The sequence below is a fragment of the Coleofasciculus sp. E2-BRE-01 genome, from assembly GCF_040221695.1.
In the GTDB taxonomy this organism is placed as follows: domain Bacteria; phylum Cyanobacteriota; class Cyanobacteriia; order Cyanobacteriales; family Coleofasciculaceae; genus Coleofasciculus.
On sequence record NZ_JAVKEA010000106.1, the window covers coordinates 1 to 17,659 of the forward strand.

Annotated in this window: 11 protein-coding genes; 5 read left to right on the top strand and 6 right to left on the bottom strand. The window is 45.8% G+C overall.

The genetic code is table 11. The features are described from left to right. Positions 1–488: 488 nt before the first annotated feature. Together RIG66_RS12810 and RIG66_RS12815 are read right to left on the bottom strand one after the other, a co-directional pair. A complete protein-coding gene (locus RIG66_RS12810; RefSeq protein WP_446378558.1) occupies positions 489–2,006 on the bottom strand; it encodes a glycosyltransferase in 1,518 nt (505 codons plus the stop codon). 329 nt (positions 2,007–2,335) lie between these two features. Continuing rightward, on the bottom strand, positions 2,336–2,500 hold the full coding sequence (locus RIG66_RS12815; RefSeq protein ID WP_446378560.1) for a hypothetical protein: 165 nt from the start codon (positions 2,498–2,500) through the stop codon (positions 2,336–2,338). 491 nt (positions 2,501–2,991) lie between these two features. Between RIG66_RS12815 and RIG66_RS12820 the strand changes: the two genes are divergently transcribed. Continuing rightward, on the top strand, positions 2,992–4,872 hold the full coding sequence (locus RIG66_RS12820) for a transketolase (RefSeq protein WP_446378562.1): 1,881 nt from the start codon (positions 2,992–2,994) through the stop codon (positions 4,870–4,872). A 234-nt stretch (positions 4,873–5,106) separates the two neighbouring features. Here the strand turns inward: RIG66_RS12820 and RIG66_RS12825 are convergent, their stop codons facing one another. From RIG66_RS12825 to RIG66_RS12840, 4 genes are all read right to left on the bottom strand, one after another. Continuing rightward, positions 5,107–5,625, bottom strand: coding sequence for a helix-turn-helix transcriptional regulator (locus RIG66_RS12825; RefSeq protein ID WP_446378564.1), 519 nt, complete (start codon positions 5,623–5,625; stop codon positions 5,107–5,109). Further along, the gene (locus RIG66_RS12830; RefSeq protein ID WP_446378566.1) at positions 5,622–6,068 is read right to left on the bottom strand and encodes a DUF6932 family protein; all 447 of its coding nucleotides are present in this window, start codon (positions 6,066–6,068) and stop codon (positions 5,622–5,624) included. Before RIG66_RS12830 ends, RIG66_RS12825 begins: the two co-directional genes overlap by 4 nt. Before the next feature lie 197 nt (positions 6,069–6,265). Next, positions 6,266–9,001, bottom strand: coding sequence for a GAF domain-containing protein (locus RIG66_RS12835; protein WP_446378568.1), 2,736 nt, complete (start codon positions 8,999–9,001; stop codon positions 6,266–6,268). 833 nt (positions 9,002–9,834) lie between these two features. Next, positions 9,835–10,707 (bottom strand): S-methyl-5'-thioadenosine phosphorylase, encoded by an 873-nt coding sequence (locus RIG66_RS12840; RefSeq protein ID WP_446378570.1) that lies wholly within the window; start codon positions 10,705–10,707, stop codon positions 9,835–9,837. Positions 10,708–10,719: 12 nt separating this feature from the next. On the opposite strand from RIG66_RS12840, the gene RIG66_RS12845 reads away from it, so the two are divergent. From RIG66_RS12845 to adhP, 4 genes are all read left to right on the top strand, one after another. Continuing rightward, a complete protein-coding gene (locus RIG66_RS12845) occupies positions 10,720–12,129 on the top strand; it encodes a hypothetical protein (RefSeq protein WP_446378572.1) in 1,410 nt (469 codons plus the stop codon). Between the two features lie 188 nt (positions 12,130–12,317). Next, the gene (locus RIG66_RS12850) at positions 12,318–14,186 is read left to right on the top strand and encodes a protein kinase domain-containing protein (protein ID WP_446378574.1); all 1,869 of its coding nucleotides are present in this window, start codon (positions 12,318–12,320) and stop codon (positions 14,184–14,186) included. 97 nt (positions 14,187–14,283) lie between these two features. Continuing rightward, complete coding sequence (locus RIG66_RS12855) at positions 14,284–15,705, top strand: DnaJ domain-containing protein (protein ID WP_446378576.1); 1,422 nt, start codon at positions 14,284–14,286, stop codon at positions 15,703–15,705. Between the two features lie 627 nt (positions 15,706–16,332). Then, positions 16,333–17,358: an alcohol dehydrogenase AdhP gene (adhP, locus tag RIG66_RS12860; protein ID WP_446378578.1), complete on the top strand. Its 1,026-nt coding sequence runs from the start codon at positions 16,333–16,335 to the stop codon at positions 17,356–17,358. The last annotated feature ends 301 nt before the right edge of the window (positions 17,359–17,659 follow it).

Genomic DNA, 17,659 nt, shown 5'->3' on the forward strand with positions numbered 1-17,659 from the left:
TTCATCCACAATGTTTTTTTCAAACAGGTTCCGTTTAATACATAGCTCCCCAACATTGCTCGCTTTCCCCCACACCCCACACCCCATACCCCACACCCAGTATCCTATCGTGGGTAATGTGGCTTAAGTTGACACCCATGACAGACGTGCGCCCGATTCAATGATGAAATCTATTCCACAATTTTAGCTGTGTCAATCCAGTAGGGTGGGTTAGGCGGTGTTTAATTTAGGAAACAAATCATTTAATTCTCGCTCCGCCGTAACCCACCACCTTATCCTTTATTCAGGGTTAACAAAAGATAAGGACAAGTGAACAAAATTAATGGATTTCTCCTTAACGATAATCCAGCGACAACGTCGTCCCCCTACCGCCAAACCTTACTACTCCCTTTCCACTATAAGATTAGGTATATATAATGGCTGAAATCCTTATCATTTCTATGTTTTCATTACATAGTCTTATGCCGGAATGGGAGTAAATTAACCTCCTACGATGAAGACAATGACGATTGGAAATAGAGTTCCTTTAACTCGTCCAACGATACATCATTTTCAGGTCGCGGATCACGAAAATAGGGATGAATCGGCAACAATTCATCCGGACGACAGGCGTTGGGTGAGGCGACAATTTCCTCGATTAAATTCAGATAATCTATCGCCGTTGTCTTCCAAGTGTAATAGTTCCATACATGCTGGCGACAGGCTTTGTGCAACCTCTCCCACCGTTGAGGATCACTAAGGACTTCTTCTAAACCCTGGGCAATTGCTGCTGGATTCTCTGGATCAATGAGAATACCATAAACCTCATCTCCCTCTCGTAAACTCTCCCTTAAACCACTGTTCTGAGTCACGACTAATGGTAACCCAGCTAACGCTGCTTCTATCGGACCCAATCCAAAAGGTTCGTGGTGAGAAGTGAGGGCAAATACAGAATGACGTTGGACAAAAAACCGATAAGCAGCAGCGAGGGCGGGTTGATCTGGGAGGCTAAAGGCACTGATTTTACCCCCTAAGTTATTATTGTTGACAACTTCGCGTATGGGAATAAGTACCTCCTTTTCTGCTGTATGATTGCTAACAGGTTCCCGCAGTGGGTTGTCTTCTCCCTGAGTAAAAATAACCAGATTAGCTTTTTCTTGCAGCGTTTCACTCTCAGCAAAGGCTTGAACTAAACCCAGATGATTCTTTTTCGGCGCTAATCGACTGGCTGCAATAATCGCTGGCAAATCTCGTCGCTCTTCTTCAATATCCCGCGCTAATCGTTCTTGAATTAACTGATAGGTTTCTTCCTCGTTTGGGGAACGGGATTCAATATCAAACAATGAAGGGTCAACTCCCGGTGGAATTTCGGCAAAACGATCATCATTCTTGACATCAACTGCCCCTCGATAGGCAGGATGAGCGTATTGTTTAAACCGTTCTTGATCCGTTGTACTGGTAATATTTACAGCCGAGCGATTCATACTCAACCGTTCAGCCACAATGCGGCGTCCGAAGTGATAATGCTCATCCATTTCTGGGATATTTTCGGGCGTGACTTCCAGTTTATCCATCTTCAACGCCCCCAGAGAATGAGCGGTAAAGGTGAAGGGAATACCGACTTCAGCTTCAATTAAAACCCCAGATATGCCACCATCCCCGTAATGGCTGGTCATAACATCCGGAAAATTCCCTTCTTCTTGATAAAATTGTAGGATATTGGGTATCCAGTCTCTCACCAAATGTGACCAGAGTAATTCTTTGCGAAGAAATTCTTTGGGTCCAGCAGGTAAGCGGATAATCCGAACATTGGGCGTATCGGGATAGTGATCAAATTTCTCGGAAAATTCAGACCACTCTGGGTCAATAATCTGGCGAGTGATAATGTCTACGTTATGACCATGCTTTGCCATCTCCACCGCCACATTTTTCACATAGATGAGCTGACCCCCGAAATCTGGATGTTCCGTCCAGTAACTATCATGGCGGTCAAAGTTACCTTGTGGGTTAAGAAATCCAATATGCATACTAAAAACTCACTAAAATTAAATTAATTCGTCCATCATACCCGTAATGATTTCGACACAAGCATTACCCTTGTACCCCCTCCCTCATCAGCTGTCATGCATTTAAATTGGGTATTAGTAGCGAGCAAGATGCAAAGCCTGCGGCATGGCTTCGCTTAACGCACTACAAGGATGAGAGCCATGATTGGCATTAAGGTTTAAATGCCGAACAGCTTAAGCAATTACGATGCTACCGAACTTGATAGAACCGGGACAATACTTAGCCAAAAAGCCTCCTCTCATTCAGAAAGGAAGCTTAACTTATTGATTAGGATAGCGCTGGTTGGCGGCTATTTAATGCGCTGCGCCAGTAACTCTTGGGCTTTATGAGCGCACTCGGCATTCTGCTTTTTAACATTTTGTAAAAACTGAGCCAGTTCCTGATCGCCAGTTTGCTCGGCATCCTGGATATACTCATCGTAAGTAGCGGCACCATTGAGCATGTGATACAACACACTAACCAGGTTATAGTTTGTGTTCTGTACTCCTGTAGCTTATTCGCTTTGAGTCGGCATTTTAATTCTCCTTATTTTTTTATCGTTCAATTTCTCTAATTGAGGCTTTGGCTGATCAAGGCAAGCCCTTTCACTTAACCCGACTGTACTAGCGAAGCCTTTACTAGGATAAAACTCCTCAGCGAGGATATTCGTCACTCCTAAGATAGATAAGATATCAATGCTATTTTTATGCCATAAGGCAGACGTAAAGCAGGCTTCAAATTTATTAAGGTTATAGTTGCCCTAGTCAGGGATTAAATATTAGAACTTGGCTTAATAGCAATTCCTTGTTTAGCTATCGATTGATGATGTTTCCTCTAGATTTGGGCATCATTCTAATTTTTGCAATATTGCTAATCAAAGCCTTACTCCTCTAAGGCTTATTTCTTGAAGTTTCAGGGGTTAGAGAACTTTCCCCCTTTGCTTGACGTTCAATAAGAAGAATAATTATGACGACCCAGAATCAATGGCACGAACTCGCTCAACAACTGCGCGTGGATAGTATTCGCTCTACAACGGCGGCGGGTTCCGGTCATCCTACCTCCTCCATGTCGGCGGCGGATTTAATGGCTGTCTTCATGTCCAAGTATTTCCGCTATGACTTTGACCATCCCGATAACCCGAATAACGATCGCTTCATTCTCTCCAAAGGACACGCTTGTCCCTTACTCTATGCTATGCATAAAGCGGCTGGGGTGATGTCAGACGAGGAGATGATGTCCCTGCGTCAGTTTGGCAGTCCGGTTCAAGGTCATCCAGTTCCCCTGATCCCTGGAATTGAGGTAGCTACGGGTTCTCTGGGACAAGGCTTATCAGTTGGTGTCGGTATGGCATTAGCTGGAAAGTACCTGGATCAACTGCCCTATCGGGTTTGGGTACTCCAAGGTGATAGTGAAACGGCTGAAGGGTCAGTTTGGGAAGCCTTTGATCACGCTTCTTACTATAATCTGGATAATCTGATTCTGATTATTGATGTGAATCGCTTGGGTCAACGGGGTCAAACTGAACTGGGCTGGAATACCCAAGCGTATGCAACCCGGGCGAGAGCGTTTGGTTGGCACGCGATTGAAATCGATGGTCATGATTTTAAGGACATTGAGCAAGCCTACGGTGAAGCACTGTCCATTCATAACCAACCTGTCGTAATTATTGCCCGCACCGTGAAAGGAAAAGGTGCCTCTGTGGTAGAAAATCAGAGTGGTTGGCATGGTAAGAATTTGGACGATGAGAAAGCAAACGCGGCAATTGAGGAATTAGGCGGTCAACGCAATATTCAAATTTCCGTCCAGAAACCGGAGGAAGAGGGAGAACCTGCCACAATTGGCGAGACGCAACCCTTAGAACTTCCCAGCTACGATGAAGGCGAGAAAGTTGCCACCCGTACAGCCTACGGTAAGGCATTAGCCGCCATCGGCGCATCGCGATCAGATGTGGTGGCGCTTGACGGGGAAGTCAGTAATTCCACCCGCGCCAAATTCTTCGCCAAAACCCATAGCGATCGCTTCTTTGAAATGTTCATTGCTGAACAGCAGATGCTGGGAGCGGCGATGGGATTGCAAGCACGGCATTATAAACCCTTTGTCTCTAGCTTTGGTGCGTTCCTGAGTCGCGCTTATGACTTCGTGCGAATGGCAGCTATTTCTCGTGCCAATATTAAGTTATCGGGGTCTCACGCCGGAATCTCCATTGGTCAAGATGGACCCTCGCAAATGGCATTAGAAGACTTGGCATCTATGCGAGCTGTTTGGAGTAGTACGGTTCTGTATCCCTGTGATGGTAACCAAACCGCTAAACTGGTGAGTCACATGGTTGACCGGGATGGGATTGTGTACCTGCGGACAACGCGGATGAAAACGCCTGTTATCTATGAAAAAGAGGAAGAATTTCCCATTGGTGGGAGTAAGGTAATTCGGGGTAGCGATCGCGACCAAGTGACGGTGATTGGTGCAGGAGTAACATTGCACGAAGCGCTGAAGGCGTATGATCGGCTCAAACAAGAGGGTATAACTGCCCGGATTATTGATGCCTATTCGGTTAAACCCATTGATACAGAAACCCTGCATCAAGCCGCACAAGATACCGAAGGCAACTTGATTGTCGTTGAAGATCATTGGCTTGAAGGTGGCTTAGGTGCCGCCGTACAGGATGCCTTTGCTGGTGTTGATACCGCACCCACCTATCAAGGTCCTCAACTCCAGTTAATTAAGTTAGCGGTACAAAATATGCCCGGTTCTGGCAAACCCCAAGAACTGATGCATGAGGCAAAAATTGACGCCGATGCCATCGTTGAAGCCGCGCGATCGCTGGTGAAGCAACCCGTTGGTGCGTAACTCATATCTCGCATCATTCGCGTTAATCAGCCAGTGGTTTAAACCACTGGCTAAAAGCGAAAGTCGTCTAAAGACGACTGGATAATACTTTTAATCTGAAGTTCCCCCAGCCAAAAAATCGGAACTGCCTCATTGTGCGGCTTTCCGCTATTTTTTAGTAGCTGCCATGCTTATGTACAATCGCGCTCAACCTTGATGTAGCGTGGGTTTCCACAGTGACTCACTACCTACTTTTTATGACGTTTTAGTTGCCCTATTCATATTTTTATTTCGCCATTTTTCTACACTTATTTTAACCGCTTCTATTTCCTCAAAATCTACCTGCATCACAGCCGTCTCAAATTCCACACCCAACGCTGCGCTAACTTCCAAAATTTCTACAAAACTAGCACATTGATAATCGGTGTCTTCATACTGCTGAACTCGTTGCTGCTCAATTCCCAGCAAATCAGCCAGTTCTTCTTGACTCATTTTGGCAGCTATCCTGGCTTTAATTAAAGCATCTGGCAGCTTATTTAAGCTCTCCACTTCAATTTTAATCGGCTGGCTCTTGTCACAATTAATTAGTCTTTCATATTCAGTAATTTCCGCTTGTAAAGCCATGAGATGCGATTGTTTTACATCACGAGAAAGCTGCCAACCATCAGGATCTTTATGCTTGAGTGCTTCATCTTGATCTAACATCTTGATAGAATATTCAAATTTTTTGGCACATTCTTGGCTGTATTCATACTGCTTTTCATTTTTAATCATGATTCCCACCTCAATAAATCTATGGCAATAATTCCTTTTGGATTGAACTGTCTATCTCGCTGAAAAAATTCTAGAGAAGCTAACCCGTAATCTCCTACGGGTTGATCTGAACGAAAAAGTTCACCTTTATACGTTGATTTCTGGGCGCTACGATCTAAATGATTTAGTAATCTAGGGGCATTTTTGCGGAGATAATCATAATCCATATCTTCCGGCTCCCAACAGGCATCAAAATCACCAGGGTTGGGTTTACTGGTAACAAAACTACCATCAATATAAATAATTCGACAACCTGCGGCTTTTAATTGGGTCATTGCCAGTTCTAAACCCTCTATCATGTTCTGTCTCTTCAAGGTTGTACCAAATCTTTCCTGAAACTCCTCCCACTCGCAAAAATGAACTCCTGGTGCTAGATTGCCGTTCTCATCGAATTCTGGAATCATATCATGTCCTGACGATTGCCCATAATTGCAATACCGTAATAACAAGGGTTTCAGGCGTTTTTATTCGGGGTGTTTGACCGGACATGATATCACTTCCTCACATCCACGCCACAAATTGATTGTCTGGCTTTTAAGCGTACCACAATAGTAAAGAAAAATATGTCCAGACGTAATAGGCTAAGTCTGGAACATTAATCCTATGAGGTTATAATTTGCTGAATCGGAATCTCGATCCAAAATTCAGTCCCTTTGCCCGGTGTGGATGTACAGTTGAGAATACCGTGATGATGTTCGACCACAATTTGATAACAAATGGTCAATCCTAAACCCACTCCTTGTCCAACCGCTTTAGTGGAAAAGAACGGATCAAATAACCGTGCTTTTACCTCATCCGTCATTCCGGGTCCATTATCGGCAATTTGAATCGCAATTCTTGGACAGTTCGGTAATGATGGTTTCTTGTCCTCTGTCTGAATATCTAGCTGAGAGTCTGGCTGGTGAGAGGAATCCGGGGAACGTTCCAATAGCCCCGTGCGAATGGCAATAATTGGTGCAGGATAATCGGGATTATCTTTAAAAGACTGCTCCAAAACATCGATCGCGTTGTTGAGAATGTTCAGAAACACCTGGTTAAGCTGTCCAGGATAACAGTCTGCCTCAGGCAAATCGCCATACTCGGTCAGCACTTGAATCTCCGGCTGGTTCCCTTTGGGTTTGAGGCGATGTTGCAACATCAGTAAGGTACTCTCAATCCCCTGATTTAAGTCAGCCTGTTTCATCTCGGCTTCATCCAGGCGGGAGAAGTTGCGTAAGCTGAGGACAATAGAACTAATCCGATCGGTTCCCCGTTGCATAGAACGCAGCAGTTTGGGTAAGTCATCGGCGATAAAGTCAACATCAATGAGTTCCGCTTGCTCGGCAATAGCCGCCGCCGGATTGGGATAATGCTCTTGATAAAGGCGTACCAGATTCAAGAGGTCATAAAAATAGGCACTAGCGTAGGTTAAGTTATTGTGAATAAAATTAACTGGATTATTCAGTTCATGTGCCACACCTGCCACTAATTGTCCTAAACTGGACATTTTTTCACTCTGCACCAGTTTGGCTTGGGTGGCTTGAAGCTGGTTTAGGGTTTGTTCAAGTTCTTGGGTTTGGGCTTGGGCAATCTCAGCGCTTTCACGGGCTTGGGTGTAGAGGGAGGCTTGATCGAGTGCGATCGTTAGTTGAGCGACAACCGCTTGCAATAGTTCCACTTCACTATTATCCCAGGGACGTTGTTCTGTCCCGTGAATACAACTAATCGCGCCAATGTCTCCCGCCCGGGTTTTAATCGGTAGGGACAAGATTGAGGTATATCCCTGTTGGGTTAAAAACTGTTTTAGGATCGGGTCATCACAAGTTTCCACATCATCCACCTGAACAATTTCTCGCTTGAGAATCCGCTGAGCAAGGGGGGCAATTTGCTCGGTTGAATGTTGACCGATAGAGCTGGATAAATCAGGTGTTCTGGCTTCTTTGACTACATCCCAATGGGGGGGTTGTACTTTGAGTCGATACCAGAGAAATTGACAGCGATCGATTTTGAGTAGCGTGCGAATCGATTCTACTGCTGTTTCCAGGATAGTATGAAGTTCTAGGGAGTTGCGAATTTGATTGGCAAGCCCAAAAAGCAGAGATTCGCGACGGCTGAGTAGTTCTGAACGCGCCCAATATTGGTCAATGGCAACGGCAATGGCATTGGCAACCCAGCTAAAGGTACGCCGAGATTCTGAGTTGAGGGATTGATTCCCCAATAACATCATGCCACTCATCAGCCGATCTTCTACCACCGCCGCCAGTGCGGAAATCCGACTGTGGCTGGGTGGGGCGGGGGTTGTGGGCATCGCCGGGGTATGGGTTAATCGGGAAAGGCGGGACCCTAAACCCAAGGGTTTAAATGGGTTTGCCTGTTTTGCCACGGCTAAGGGGTTCATCTTCAAGGCGTGAGGTGTGGCTTTGTGGCGTGATTCTGCGGCGGGCTGGGGTTGACGAATCTCCCGCGAGGCAACGACAAGTTCGGTTACTTGATTGGTTTGAGGATGGCATATCGGATTGATCGTGCTTTCTAGCCACCGATAATCACCGCTTTGATGACGGATGCGGTAGCGAATCGGCTGCTGGTGTTGGCAATCCGTGGGGTTGGAGTAGATCTGTTTAATCGCGGTGACATCTTGAGGATGCACTAACTCGTAAATGGAATGTCCCACCAATTCATCAGATTCGTATCCTAAGAGGGTACGACAAGCGGGTGAAGCATATATATAGACCCCATCTGTCCGATGTTGAGAAATCAGATCGGGAGACTTCTCAACCAGTAATCGGTAACGGCTTTCTCCCTGATTCAACTCCTGCATTGCCTGTTGGTGATGCCATTGTTCCAGTCGCAGGGCAATTAAATTCGCGATCGCGCTGGCAAAGGTTTTGTCTTGAGGCGTCCACTCCCTCGGACTGGATACGCTTTGTTCGTAGCTAATCATACCGATCATCTGTTCGTTTTGCCAGATCGGTACATCCAATCGCCCCAGCAATAGGGGATTGGTAAGACAACAACACGTCTTCGGTAATACAGGTGGACTGATATCTTTTCCCTGGCTTTGTCTTGGGGTTTTGTCCCAGCCATGATAGTGTTTACCGTCTTCATACCGTTCCACACAATTAAGCTGGGAAGCTGCATCGTTGTACAACCATACGCTGACTCGCTCAACGTCTAATGCATCGGCGGCGGCTTTTGTCAAGTCGCAAATTACGGTGGTCAAATCTCCGGCGTTGAGTCTCTGAGATTGAGTCAACTCGAATAACACCATCGTTTGGTTTTGCCAACGTTTGGTGTCGTTAATTTGAGCATCGTTTACCAATTCCTTTGAACCCCTACTCTGCTTTCTAGTTGCAATCACTTAATCTATTTGTATTAGCAGCAGCATCCTGAGTAATAATTTGGTTGATCTGGGCGTTGAGTTCGGTGAGATAGCAACGTTCCCTCAAAAGATTACTCACATATCGCATAGATGTTCTCTCTCCTCTTCCGGGTGGAAGCAGCGACTTTCGAGCGTTAGTCCTCAGCCGCTATTCCCTACACCCTGTCTTTGATTTCTTCCCACAACTCGGTTGAGATTACAGAAATTTACGACTCTCTTAATACATAACCCTAACCTAAAACGCTAGCAACGTCAGCTTTTGCGTAAGTAACTTTTTTTTACCTGTCATATAAATTAATTAAACCTCCCAGGATCGTGAGTGATTTACTCAGACTATCCTCTGGGAGATTGCTCTCACTACAGCCAACGTATTACGAAAATTTTATTTTGTATTACAAAAATGTTGTATGAGATAGTTGAATGAGAGAGTCGAGGGACACATAAGCGTCTGAGTTATGAATAGTAGATGCACCCTGTTTACCCAACCTCTGTTAACCATCTCTCAACCAGGGTCGGAACCTGTAGCTAACAGAGGCTTTCTGTAACAACGGCGATTTGAGAAAATCTTTTGATGCCGCTGTAATACAGTTGGGTCATACGAACCATCATACACAATTGGAAACGTGAATATGGGTATAAGTTTACGTTTGTTAATATTACGTTGTATTACGCAAACTTTCTCAGTCTGGCAAAAGGGGAGCTGGGGGAGCTGGGGGAGCTGGGGAAGAGGATTACCAATGAACCATTAACCATGAACAATCAACAAAGAGCGTAGCTTGCTTCTTTTCGGAAAGCGAGTATGACGAATGACATCAAATGTATTTTTGCAAGAAGAGGCTTAACTTCTGCTTCGTCGCCTCTGGCGCTTTGTCGAGTGGGGTCAAAATCGCGTACTTTAACGCTGAGTGCGCCTCGGATGGGGGTGGATTTTGGGCAAGACGCCGCACGGTTTCTTGAATCACCTGTTGAGCATTCGTGGCATTGCGCCGTAAATTGCCAATCACCATTTCTACGGTTACGCTGTCATGATCGGGATGCCAGCAATCATAATCGGTGACGAGGGCTAAGGTGGCGTAGGCGATTTCTGCTTCTCGCGCTAGTTTTGCTTCGGGTAAATTCGTCATCCCAACCACCGTTGCGCCCCAACTCCGGTAGAGATGGGATTCAGCTTGAGTGGAAAAGGCGGGTCCTTCCATACAGATGTAGGTGCCACCGCGATGCAGGGTGATATCAGTTAACTGTAAGCTAGCCACCGCATCAGCTAAAACCTCGGCGAGTTGATTACATACGGGTTCAGCAAAGCCAATATGCGCCACAATCCCCTCACCGAAAAAGGTAGATACACGATTTTTGGTGCGGTCAATAAATTGATTGGGTATGACCATATCTAAAGGTTTGGCTTCTTCCTGGAGGGAACCCACGGCTGAGGCGGAAATCAGGTACTTGACGCCCAACTGTTTCATCGCGTGGATATTGGCACGGAAGGGTAATTCAGTGGGCATGAGATGATGGTTACGACCATGACGGGCAAGAAAGGCAACGGTCGTTCCTTCTAGAGTGCCGACAATTAAAGCATCAGACGGTTTACCAAAGGGGGTATCAAGTTGCACCTCTTGCACATCTTTGAGGGCATCCATTTGGTAAAGTCCGCTACCGCCAATAATACCAATCGTTGCCTGTACCATTCTGCCTACCTTTTGCTGCTACAATGCCCAGATATTGTATCGGGAAATGGGTCGCGATCGCTCAATTTGAGTTATTCCCTTATGAGTAACCGCCACTGGCTAAAGATTACCGAATACCTTTTCCTCGCTGGTTCAGGATTGGGAACGGTTATCGCCGCCGCCACTCAGCAGGCGGTTTACGCCGCCGCACCGATTACGATTACTCTGGGATTAAATTTAGCTAATCGAGGGCGATTTGATCAGAAGACTCATCAACAGACAGAAACCTCGATCGCACTCCTCCAGCAACGAGTTACTAACTTAGAATCTCTCCAATCCCAACCTGATCAGCAGATTGCACAATTACAGGGTGCGATCGCACTCCTCCAGCAACAAGTTACCAACTCCGATTCGCTTAAATCCCAGATTGCAGAATTACAGGGTGCGATCGCACAATTCCCAACCCCAGAACCCAATTCTCCCACGATTGAGCCTGCTGTAGAAATTCAACCCCTTTTACCCGACACCATTCCCCGATGGCAATGTGTCAACACCCTAACCGGAAATTTAGCGCCAATTACCACGCTGACTCTTCACCCAAACGGGCAAATTATCGCCACTAACACGATTAACAATACAATCCAATTGTGGGATATTCAAACTGAACAAAAACACCTCATCCTTAAAGGACATTCCCAGCCAGTTTTATCCATTTCCTTTAATCCTCACGCACAAACCTTAGCCAGTGGGAGCGCGGATCATACGATTAAGCTGTGGGATACTCGTACTGGACAGCAAAAACGTAGTCTAAAGGGCTATTTTTACTATTTTCTTGCCGTCGCCTTTAGTCCCGATGGTTTAACCTTGGCGAGTGGGAGTGCTGACTGTACCGTTAAACTTTGGGATGCTAATACCTTAGCCCAAAAACGCATTTTTAAAGGACATGGGGACAAAGTTCATACAGTAGCCTTTAGTCCCGATGGACAAATCCTTGCCACTGGAAGTCGGGATGGCATGATTAAACTCTGGGATGTGCGTTCCTCGGTTCGCAACGATACGATCACACTCAACGGACATCAAAGGGGAATTTATGCGGTCATATTTAGCCCCGATGGACAATGGCTGGCGAGTGGAAGTGCAGACTGTACGATTAAATTATGGGACATGAGAACTGGACAGGAAAGGTATACCTTAACAGGACATACTGATGAAGTGCGCTGTCTTGCCTTTAGTCGGGATAGTAAAATCTTAGTCAGTGGAAGTTGTGACCAAACCCTGAAACTCTGGAATCTGGAGGATGGGGAGTTAATTAGCACCTTATCTGACCATGCAGGGGCGGTGACATCTGTGGTTGTCAGTCCCGATGGACAGGAATTCATTAGTGGGAGTAGCGACAAGACAATCAAGATATGGCGTAGGCTTGAAGAGTGCGATCGCGCCTGAACTTCAGTCCGGTCAGCCTTGCGTCGCGATCGCGATTCTATCTGTCAATAACTTGAGAACATAATACAATATTTTATAGTTTCCAAGCATTTATAGCAATCCGCAATAATTTGTGAGATTTTTTTCCTGTTCCCTATTGCCTATTGCCTATTGCCTGTTCCCCATTCCCTGTTCCCGGACAAATAATTATGAGCTACTGTCTCAACCCTAAATGCCTAGAGCCTCAGAACCCCGATGGTAATCGATTTTGCCAAAGTTGTGGGTCAAATTTACTATTGAGAGAGCGTTATCGGGGGCTTCGATTGATTGGACAGGGGGGATTTGGTAGAACGTTTTTAGCTGTGGATGAGGATAAACCATCTAAACCCCATTGTGTAATCAAACAATTTTATCCTCAAGCTCAAGGAACCGATACTGTCCAGAAAGCGGCGGAACTTTTTGAGCAAGAAGCGGTGCGTCTCGATGATTTGGGCTACCACCCCCAAATTCCAGAACTGTTTGCCCATTTTAATCGGGATAATCGCCAGTATTTGGTACAAGAATATATTCCTGGGTACGATTTAGCTCAAATGTTAATCGCTCAAGGTGCTTTCACTGAACAGCAAATTCGAGACTTACTCAATAGTTTGCTGCAATTGCTAGATTTTATTCACAATCATAATGTTATTCATCGGGATATTAAGCCAGCCAATGTGATTTGTCGTTCTTGCTCCAATTTTCAGGGAGGCAGGAAAGGACAACTGGTACTTGTGGATTTTGGTGCGGCTAAATTTGCCACGATTACTGCTCTCACTCGCAAAGGAACGATTATTGGTTCGGCTGGCTATGCAGCACCGGAACAGGCGTTAGGTCAAGCGTTTTTTGCTAGTGATTTGTATAGTCTGGGTGTTACTTGTATTCATCTGTTGACTCGACGCCATCCCCTAGAACTGTATTGTGTGAATGAGGGGGATTGGGTATGGCGAGATTATTTAACTACGTCCCTGAGTCCTGAATTAGAGCAAGTTCTCGATAAATTGTTGCAACGTCCCGTCCGGCGGCGCTATCAAAAAGCGCGAGATGTTTTACAGGACTTGAATCCTGATTTACCGAAGACACGTCACCGCTATTTTGCCCAAGTTCAAACGTTAACTATACCGACAATTCATCAACTTATTCCTCAGAAAAAAACGTGGAAATGCATTCATACTCTCATCGGTCATTCAAGTTCGGTTTGTTCAGTGGCAATTAGTCCTGATGAACAATGTCTGGCGAGTGGAAGTTTCGATAAAACGGTTAAATTGTGGAATCTTCAGACAGGGGAATTGTTGCATACGCTGATCAAACATATAAAACCTGTGTTGTCGGTGGCGTTTAGTCCTGACGGTCAAATTTTGGCTAGTGGTAGTGTGGATGACACAATTGAATTATGGCATTGGCAATCCGGTTTTATTAGCTGTACGATCGCGGATTATTTCGAGGCAAGAGTGTCGATATGTTTGGCGATCAGTCCTGATGGGAAATTCCTGGCAAGTGGTAGCGATCGCCAAGTTATTAAAGTATGGCATATTGATACAGGTAATTTACTCTACACCTTCCACCATTTACGCGGGATTAATTCAGTTACTTTTAGCCCCAATGGACAATTTTTGGTGAGTGGAAGTAGTGATAATACGGTGAAGTTATGGTGTCTGGATAAGGGGAAATTAGTAAATACTTTTACAGGTCATGAACGGGATGTCAATTCTGTGGCGATTGACCCCCAAGGAAAAATACTCGCCAGTGGTAGCAGCGATACGACGATTAAATTATGGCATTTAGGGAACGGTAAACTCCTGGCTACTCTCAGAGGACATGCGGATTGGGTGCGAACTGTAAAATTTAGTCATAATGGACGAATTTTGGTTAGTGGTAGCGCTGATGCCACAATTAAGTTGTGGGATTTGCATGGTGGTAAAGTGGCGGCGACGTTAGCGGGACATACCAGGGATGTGAATTCTCTGGCGTTGAGTCAAGATGGAGAGATGATTATTAGTGGGAGTGGCGATGGCACAATTAAGATTTGGCGATATCAATAAGATTGTCATTTGTCATTTGTCATTCGTCATTTGTCATGGGTTAAGAAACGGGGAAAATAGAATTTATAATTTATAATTCAGATAATTCGTAATTTTCATGGATCAGCTTAATCAGTATTATGTGATTTTGGGACTGCAACCGGGTGCGTCTTTAGAGGAAATTAAACAAGCCTATCGGGAATTAGCTAGACGTTGGCATCCGGATCGTTTTCCTGATGATCCACAACGACAAGCTAAAGGACAAGAAGAACTTAAAAGAATAAATGAGGCTTACCAAAATCTGAAGTCATACACTCCGGTTTTACCGCAGCCAGAGGTTGATAAAGATGTGGATGCGACAACCTATTACCAGTGGGGAATGGAACTGGCAAAGGATTGTCAATATCAGCAAGCAATCGACTATTTTAGTAAAGCTATCTGGCTGGATGTTGACTTGGTTAAAGCCTATAAATATCGCGGACTGGCGTATTCTCAACTGGGCGAACACCGACATGCGATCGCGGATTTTAATCAAGCGGCTAGTTTGTATTGGCAATACCAAGATTTGCGAGACTATCAAGATGTACTTTTCTGCATTAGTAAGTTACAAAATGTAGTCTTGCAGCCACTCCAGCAGAACTGGCGCTGTGTTCATACCCTCAAAGGTCATACCTACTTTGTCTACGCCGTTGCGATTAGTCCAGATAGAGAAACAGTGGTTAGTGGTAGTACAGATGGAACCATTAAGTTATGGGATGTGCAAACGGGAAAGGAACAGCAAACTCTCAAAGGACATGTAGGTAGGTTTGGCTATGTTCAATCCATTGCGATTAGTCCCGATGGGCAAATTTTGGTGAGTGGGGGGAATGATAAAACGATTAAACTTTGGCAACTTAGTACCGGGAAGGAACGGCGAACCTTAACCGGACATTCAGGTTTATTTGCTGGGGTTAAGTCGGTGACAATTAGTCCCGATGGTAAGTTAATTGCCAGTGGTAGCGATGATAAAACGATTAAACTTTGGTCTCTGGTTAAGGGGCGAGAACTACGCACATTTAAGGGTCATACTGCTGGAGTCAATGGGGTGGCGATTAGTCCCGATGGCAAGATTCTCGCTAGTGGGAGTAGCGATAAAACGATTAAATTATGGCAGGTGGGAAAGGCGCGGGAATTGCATACACTTACAGGTCATACTGATACTGTAAATGGGGTAGCATTTAGTTCCGATGGGCAGATTTTTGCCAGTGGGAGTGCCGATGGAACGATTAAACTCTGGCAACTCAGTAGTGGACGGATACTGCGAACCTTAAAGGGGCATCATGATAGGGTTAATGCGGTAGCATTTAGTCCCGATGGACAGATTCTTGCTAGTGGTAGCGCTGACAAAACGATTAAGTTGTGGCAGGTTAGAAAAGGACGGAAACTTCGCACCCTCAAAGGTCATGCGGCTGCTGTACATGCCGTGGCAATTAGTTTAGATGGGCAAATTCTTGTTAGTGGTAGTGCGGATAAAACGATTAAGATTTGGCGATGCGATTGAATTAGGAATGGGAATTCCCTCCCCTTGATAAGGGGAGGGTTAGGGAGGGGTTTTTCTTCAGGTATTGCTTTCTGGTAGAATCTGTCATGCTGAGCGAAGCGAAGTATCTAAAGGCAGATTTTGTTGGTCAATTATCGGGTTGAATAAGGGCGGGTTTTGTTGTTCAGTTATGAGTTCTTAATTAGCGTTAGTCCCTAAACCATCCGTGTCAACTTAAGCTCAACCCCTCACCCCCAGCCCCTCTCCCACGCCAGCCCTCACCCCCAGCCCCTCTCCCACGCTTGGGAGAGGGGAGCAAGAGGGGAGCAAGAGGGGAGCAAGAAAATCCGGTTCCCCTTCTCCCATGCAACAAAAGCGAAGCATCCTCAAGCGTTTTTCTTCACTATTGCATATTCCACACCGAGCGTGTTACCGAGCGTGTTACTGAGCGTGTTACTGAGCGTGTTACTGAGCGAAGCCGAAGTAAGCCGAAGTAAGCCGAAGTAAGTCGAGGTAAGCCGAGGTGTTGCCCATTGCCCATTGCCCAGCGCGTAGCGCTATATATCCCCCCTGCGAGGGTGCAATCCCAGGGGAGGTGAACCTAAAATCAAGCCAAGCAAATCCGACAAGTCAGAGAGGATAAAGGTTATGGCAAACACGATGAAAGCCGCCGTGGTGCATAAATTTGGCGAACCCCTATCAATTGAAGAGGTTCCGATTCCAGAACCCCAAGCCGGACAAGTTCTCATCCGTACCGCTACCTGTGGTGTCTGCCATACTGACTTACATGCGGCGGATGGGGATTGGCCCGTAAAGCCTACCTTACCTTTTATTCCTGGACATGAGGGCGCGGGTTATGTCGCCGCTGTGGGTGATGGCGTAACGTTATATAAAGAAGGCGATCGCGTCGGTGTTCCTTGGCTGCATAGTGCCTGTGGTCATTGCGAATATTGCTGGACGGGTTGGGAAACCCTGTGTCCTGAGCAAGAAAACACGGGGTACTCCGTCAATGGCGGTTATGCCGAGTATATGGTGGCACCGGCTGACTATGTAAGTCCGATTCCCGATGGTGTTGATTTTGCTGATGCGAGTCCGATTCTCTGCGCTGGAGTAACCACGTACAAGGGGTTGAAAGAAACTAATACGAAACCCGGAGAATGGGTAGTGATTTCTGGTATTGGTGGTTTAGGTCACATTGCTGTCCAGTATGCCAAAGCTTTGGCACTTCATGTTGTCGCCTTAGATACCAGCGATGAGAAGCTGGAATTAGCCAAGCAATTGGGGGCAGAATTGACGGTGAATGTGACTAAAGAAGACCCCGCTACGGTGGTACACGAAAAAATTGGTGGGGCTCACGGTGCTTTAGTTACGGCTGTTTCTACTGCTGCTTTTCGTCAAGCTTTAGGGACGCTGCGACGAGGTGGTACTTGTGCTTTAGTTGGGCTACCCCCAGGAGAGTTTCCCACACCTATCTTTGAGGTGGTATTAAAACGGATTACTATTCGCGGTTCGATTGTTGGGACGCGCAAAGATATGCAAGAATGCTTACAATTTGCGGCAGAAGGCAAGGTGACGCCAACCTTGGAGAAGCAACCGTTAGAGGAGATTGATCAGATATTGGAGCGTCTCAGAAATGGTGAAGTTAATGGTCGTATTGTGTTGCAAATTAGCTGATTCTTGATTATTAGGCTTTCTAAGCAGGGAAGGGTCAAGTCAGGGCGGGTTTTGTACAAATGTTATCATCAAGAGCGAAAAGCAAGTCCCTAAACCCGCCCCTACACACTCAACACTTACCTCCGGTCAAAAGTAAGCTCCCCACACCCCACACCCCATACCCTGACAGGTGTAGGTTTTTTACTTTAGGGTGGGGATAAGACAAGGGAGACAAGGAAGGAAAGTAGACAAGGAAGAGAAGAATTGTATAGCTCAAGAAGTATTCGGAGTAAAAACTGTTCGTGGAAATAAACCATTTAAG

Bases quoted from the DNA above. Each gene is read 5' to 3' on its own strand.
- RIG66_RS12855 (WP_446378576.1), top strand. From the start codon at position 14,284: ATGGATCAGCTTAATCAGTATTATGTGATTTTGGGACTGCAACCGGGT.
- RIG66_RS12810 (WP_446378558.1), bottom strand. From the start codon at position 2,006: ATGCATATTGGATTTCTTAACCCACAAGGTAACTTTGACCGCCATGAT.
- RIG66_RS12850 (WP_446378574.1), top strand. From the start codon at position 12,318: ATGAGCTACTGTCTCAACCCTAAATGCCTAGAGCCTCAGAACCCCGAT.
- adhP (WP_446378578.1), top strand. From the start codon at position 16,333: ATGGCAAACACGATGAAAGCCGCCGTGGTGCATAAATTTGGCGAACCC.
- RIG66_RS12825 (WP_446378564.1), bottom strand. From the start codon at position 5,625: ATGATTAAAAATGAAAAGCAGTATGAATACAGCCAAGAATGTGCCAAA.
- RIG66_RS12840 (WP_446378570.1), bottom strand. From the start codon at position 10,707: ATGGTACAGGCAACGATTGGTATTATTGGCGGTAGCGGACTTTACCAA.
- RIG66_RS12820 (WP_446378562.1), top strand. From the start codon at position 2,992: ATGACGACCCAGAATCAATGGCACGAACTCGCTCAACAACTGCGCGTG.
- RIG66_RS12830 (WP_446378566.1), bottom strand. From the start codon at position 6,068: ATGATTCCAGAATTCGATGAGAACGGCAATCTAGCACCAGGAGTTCAT.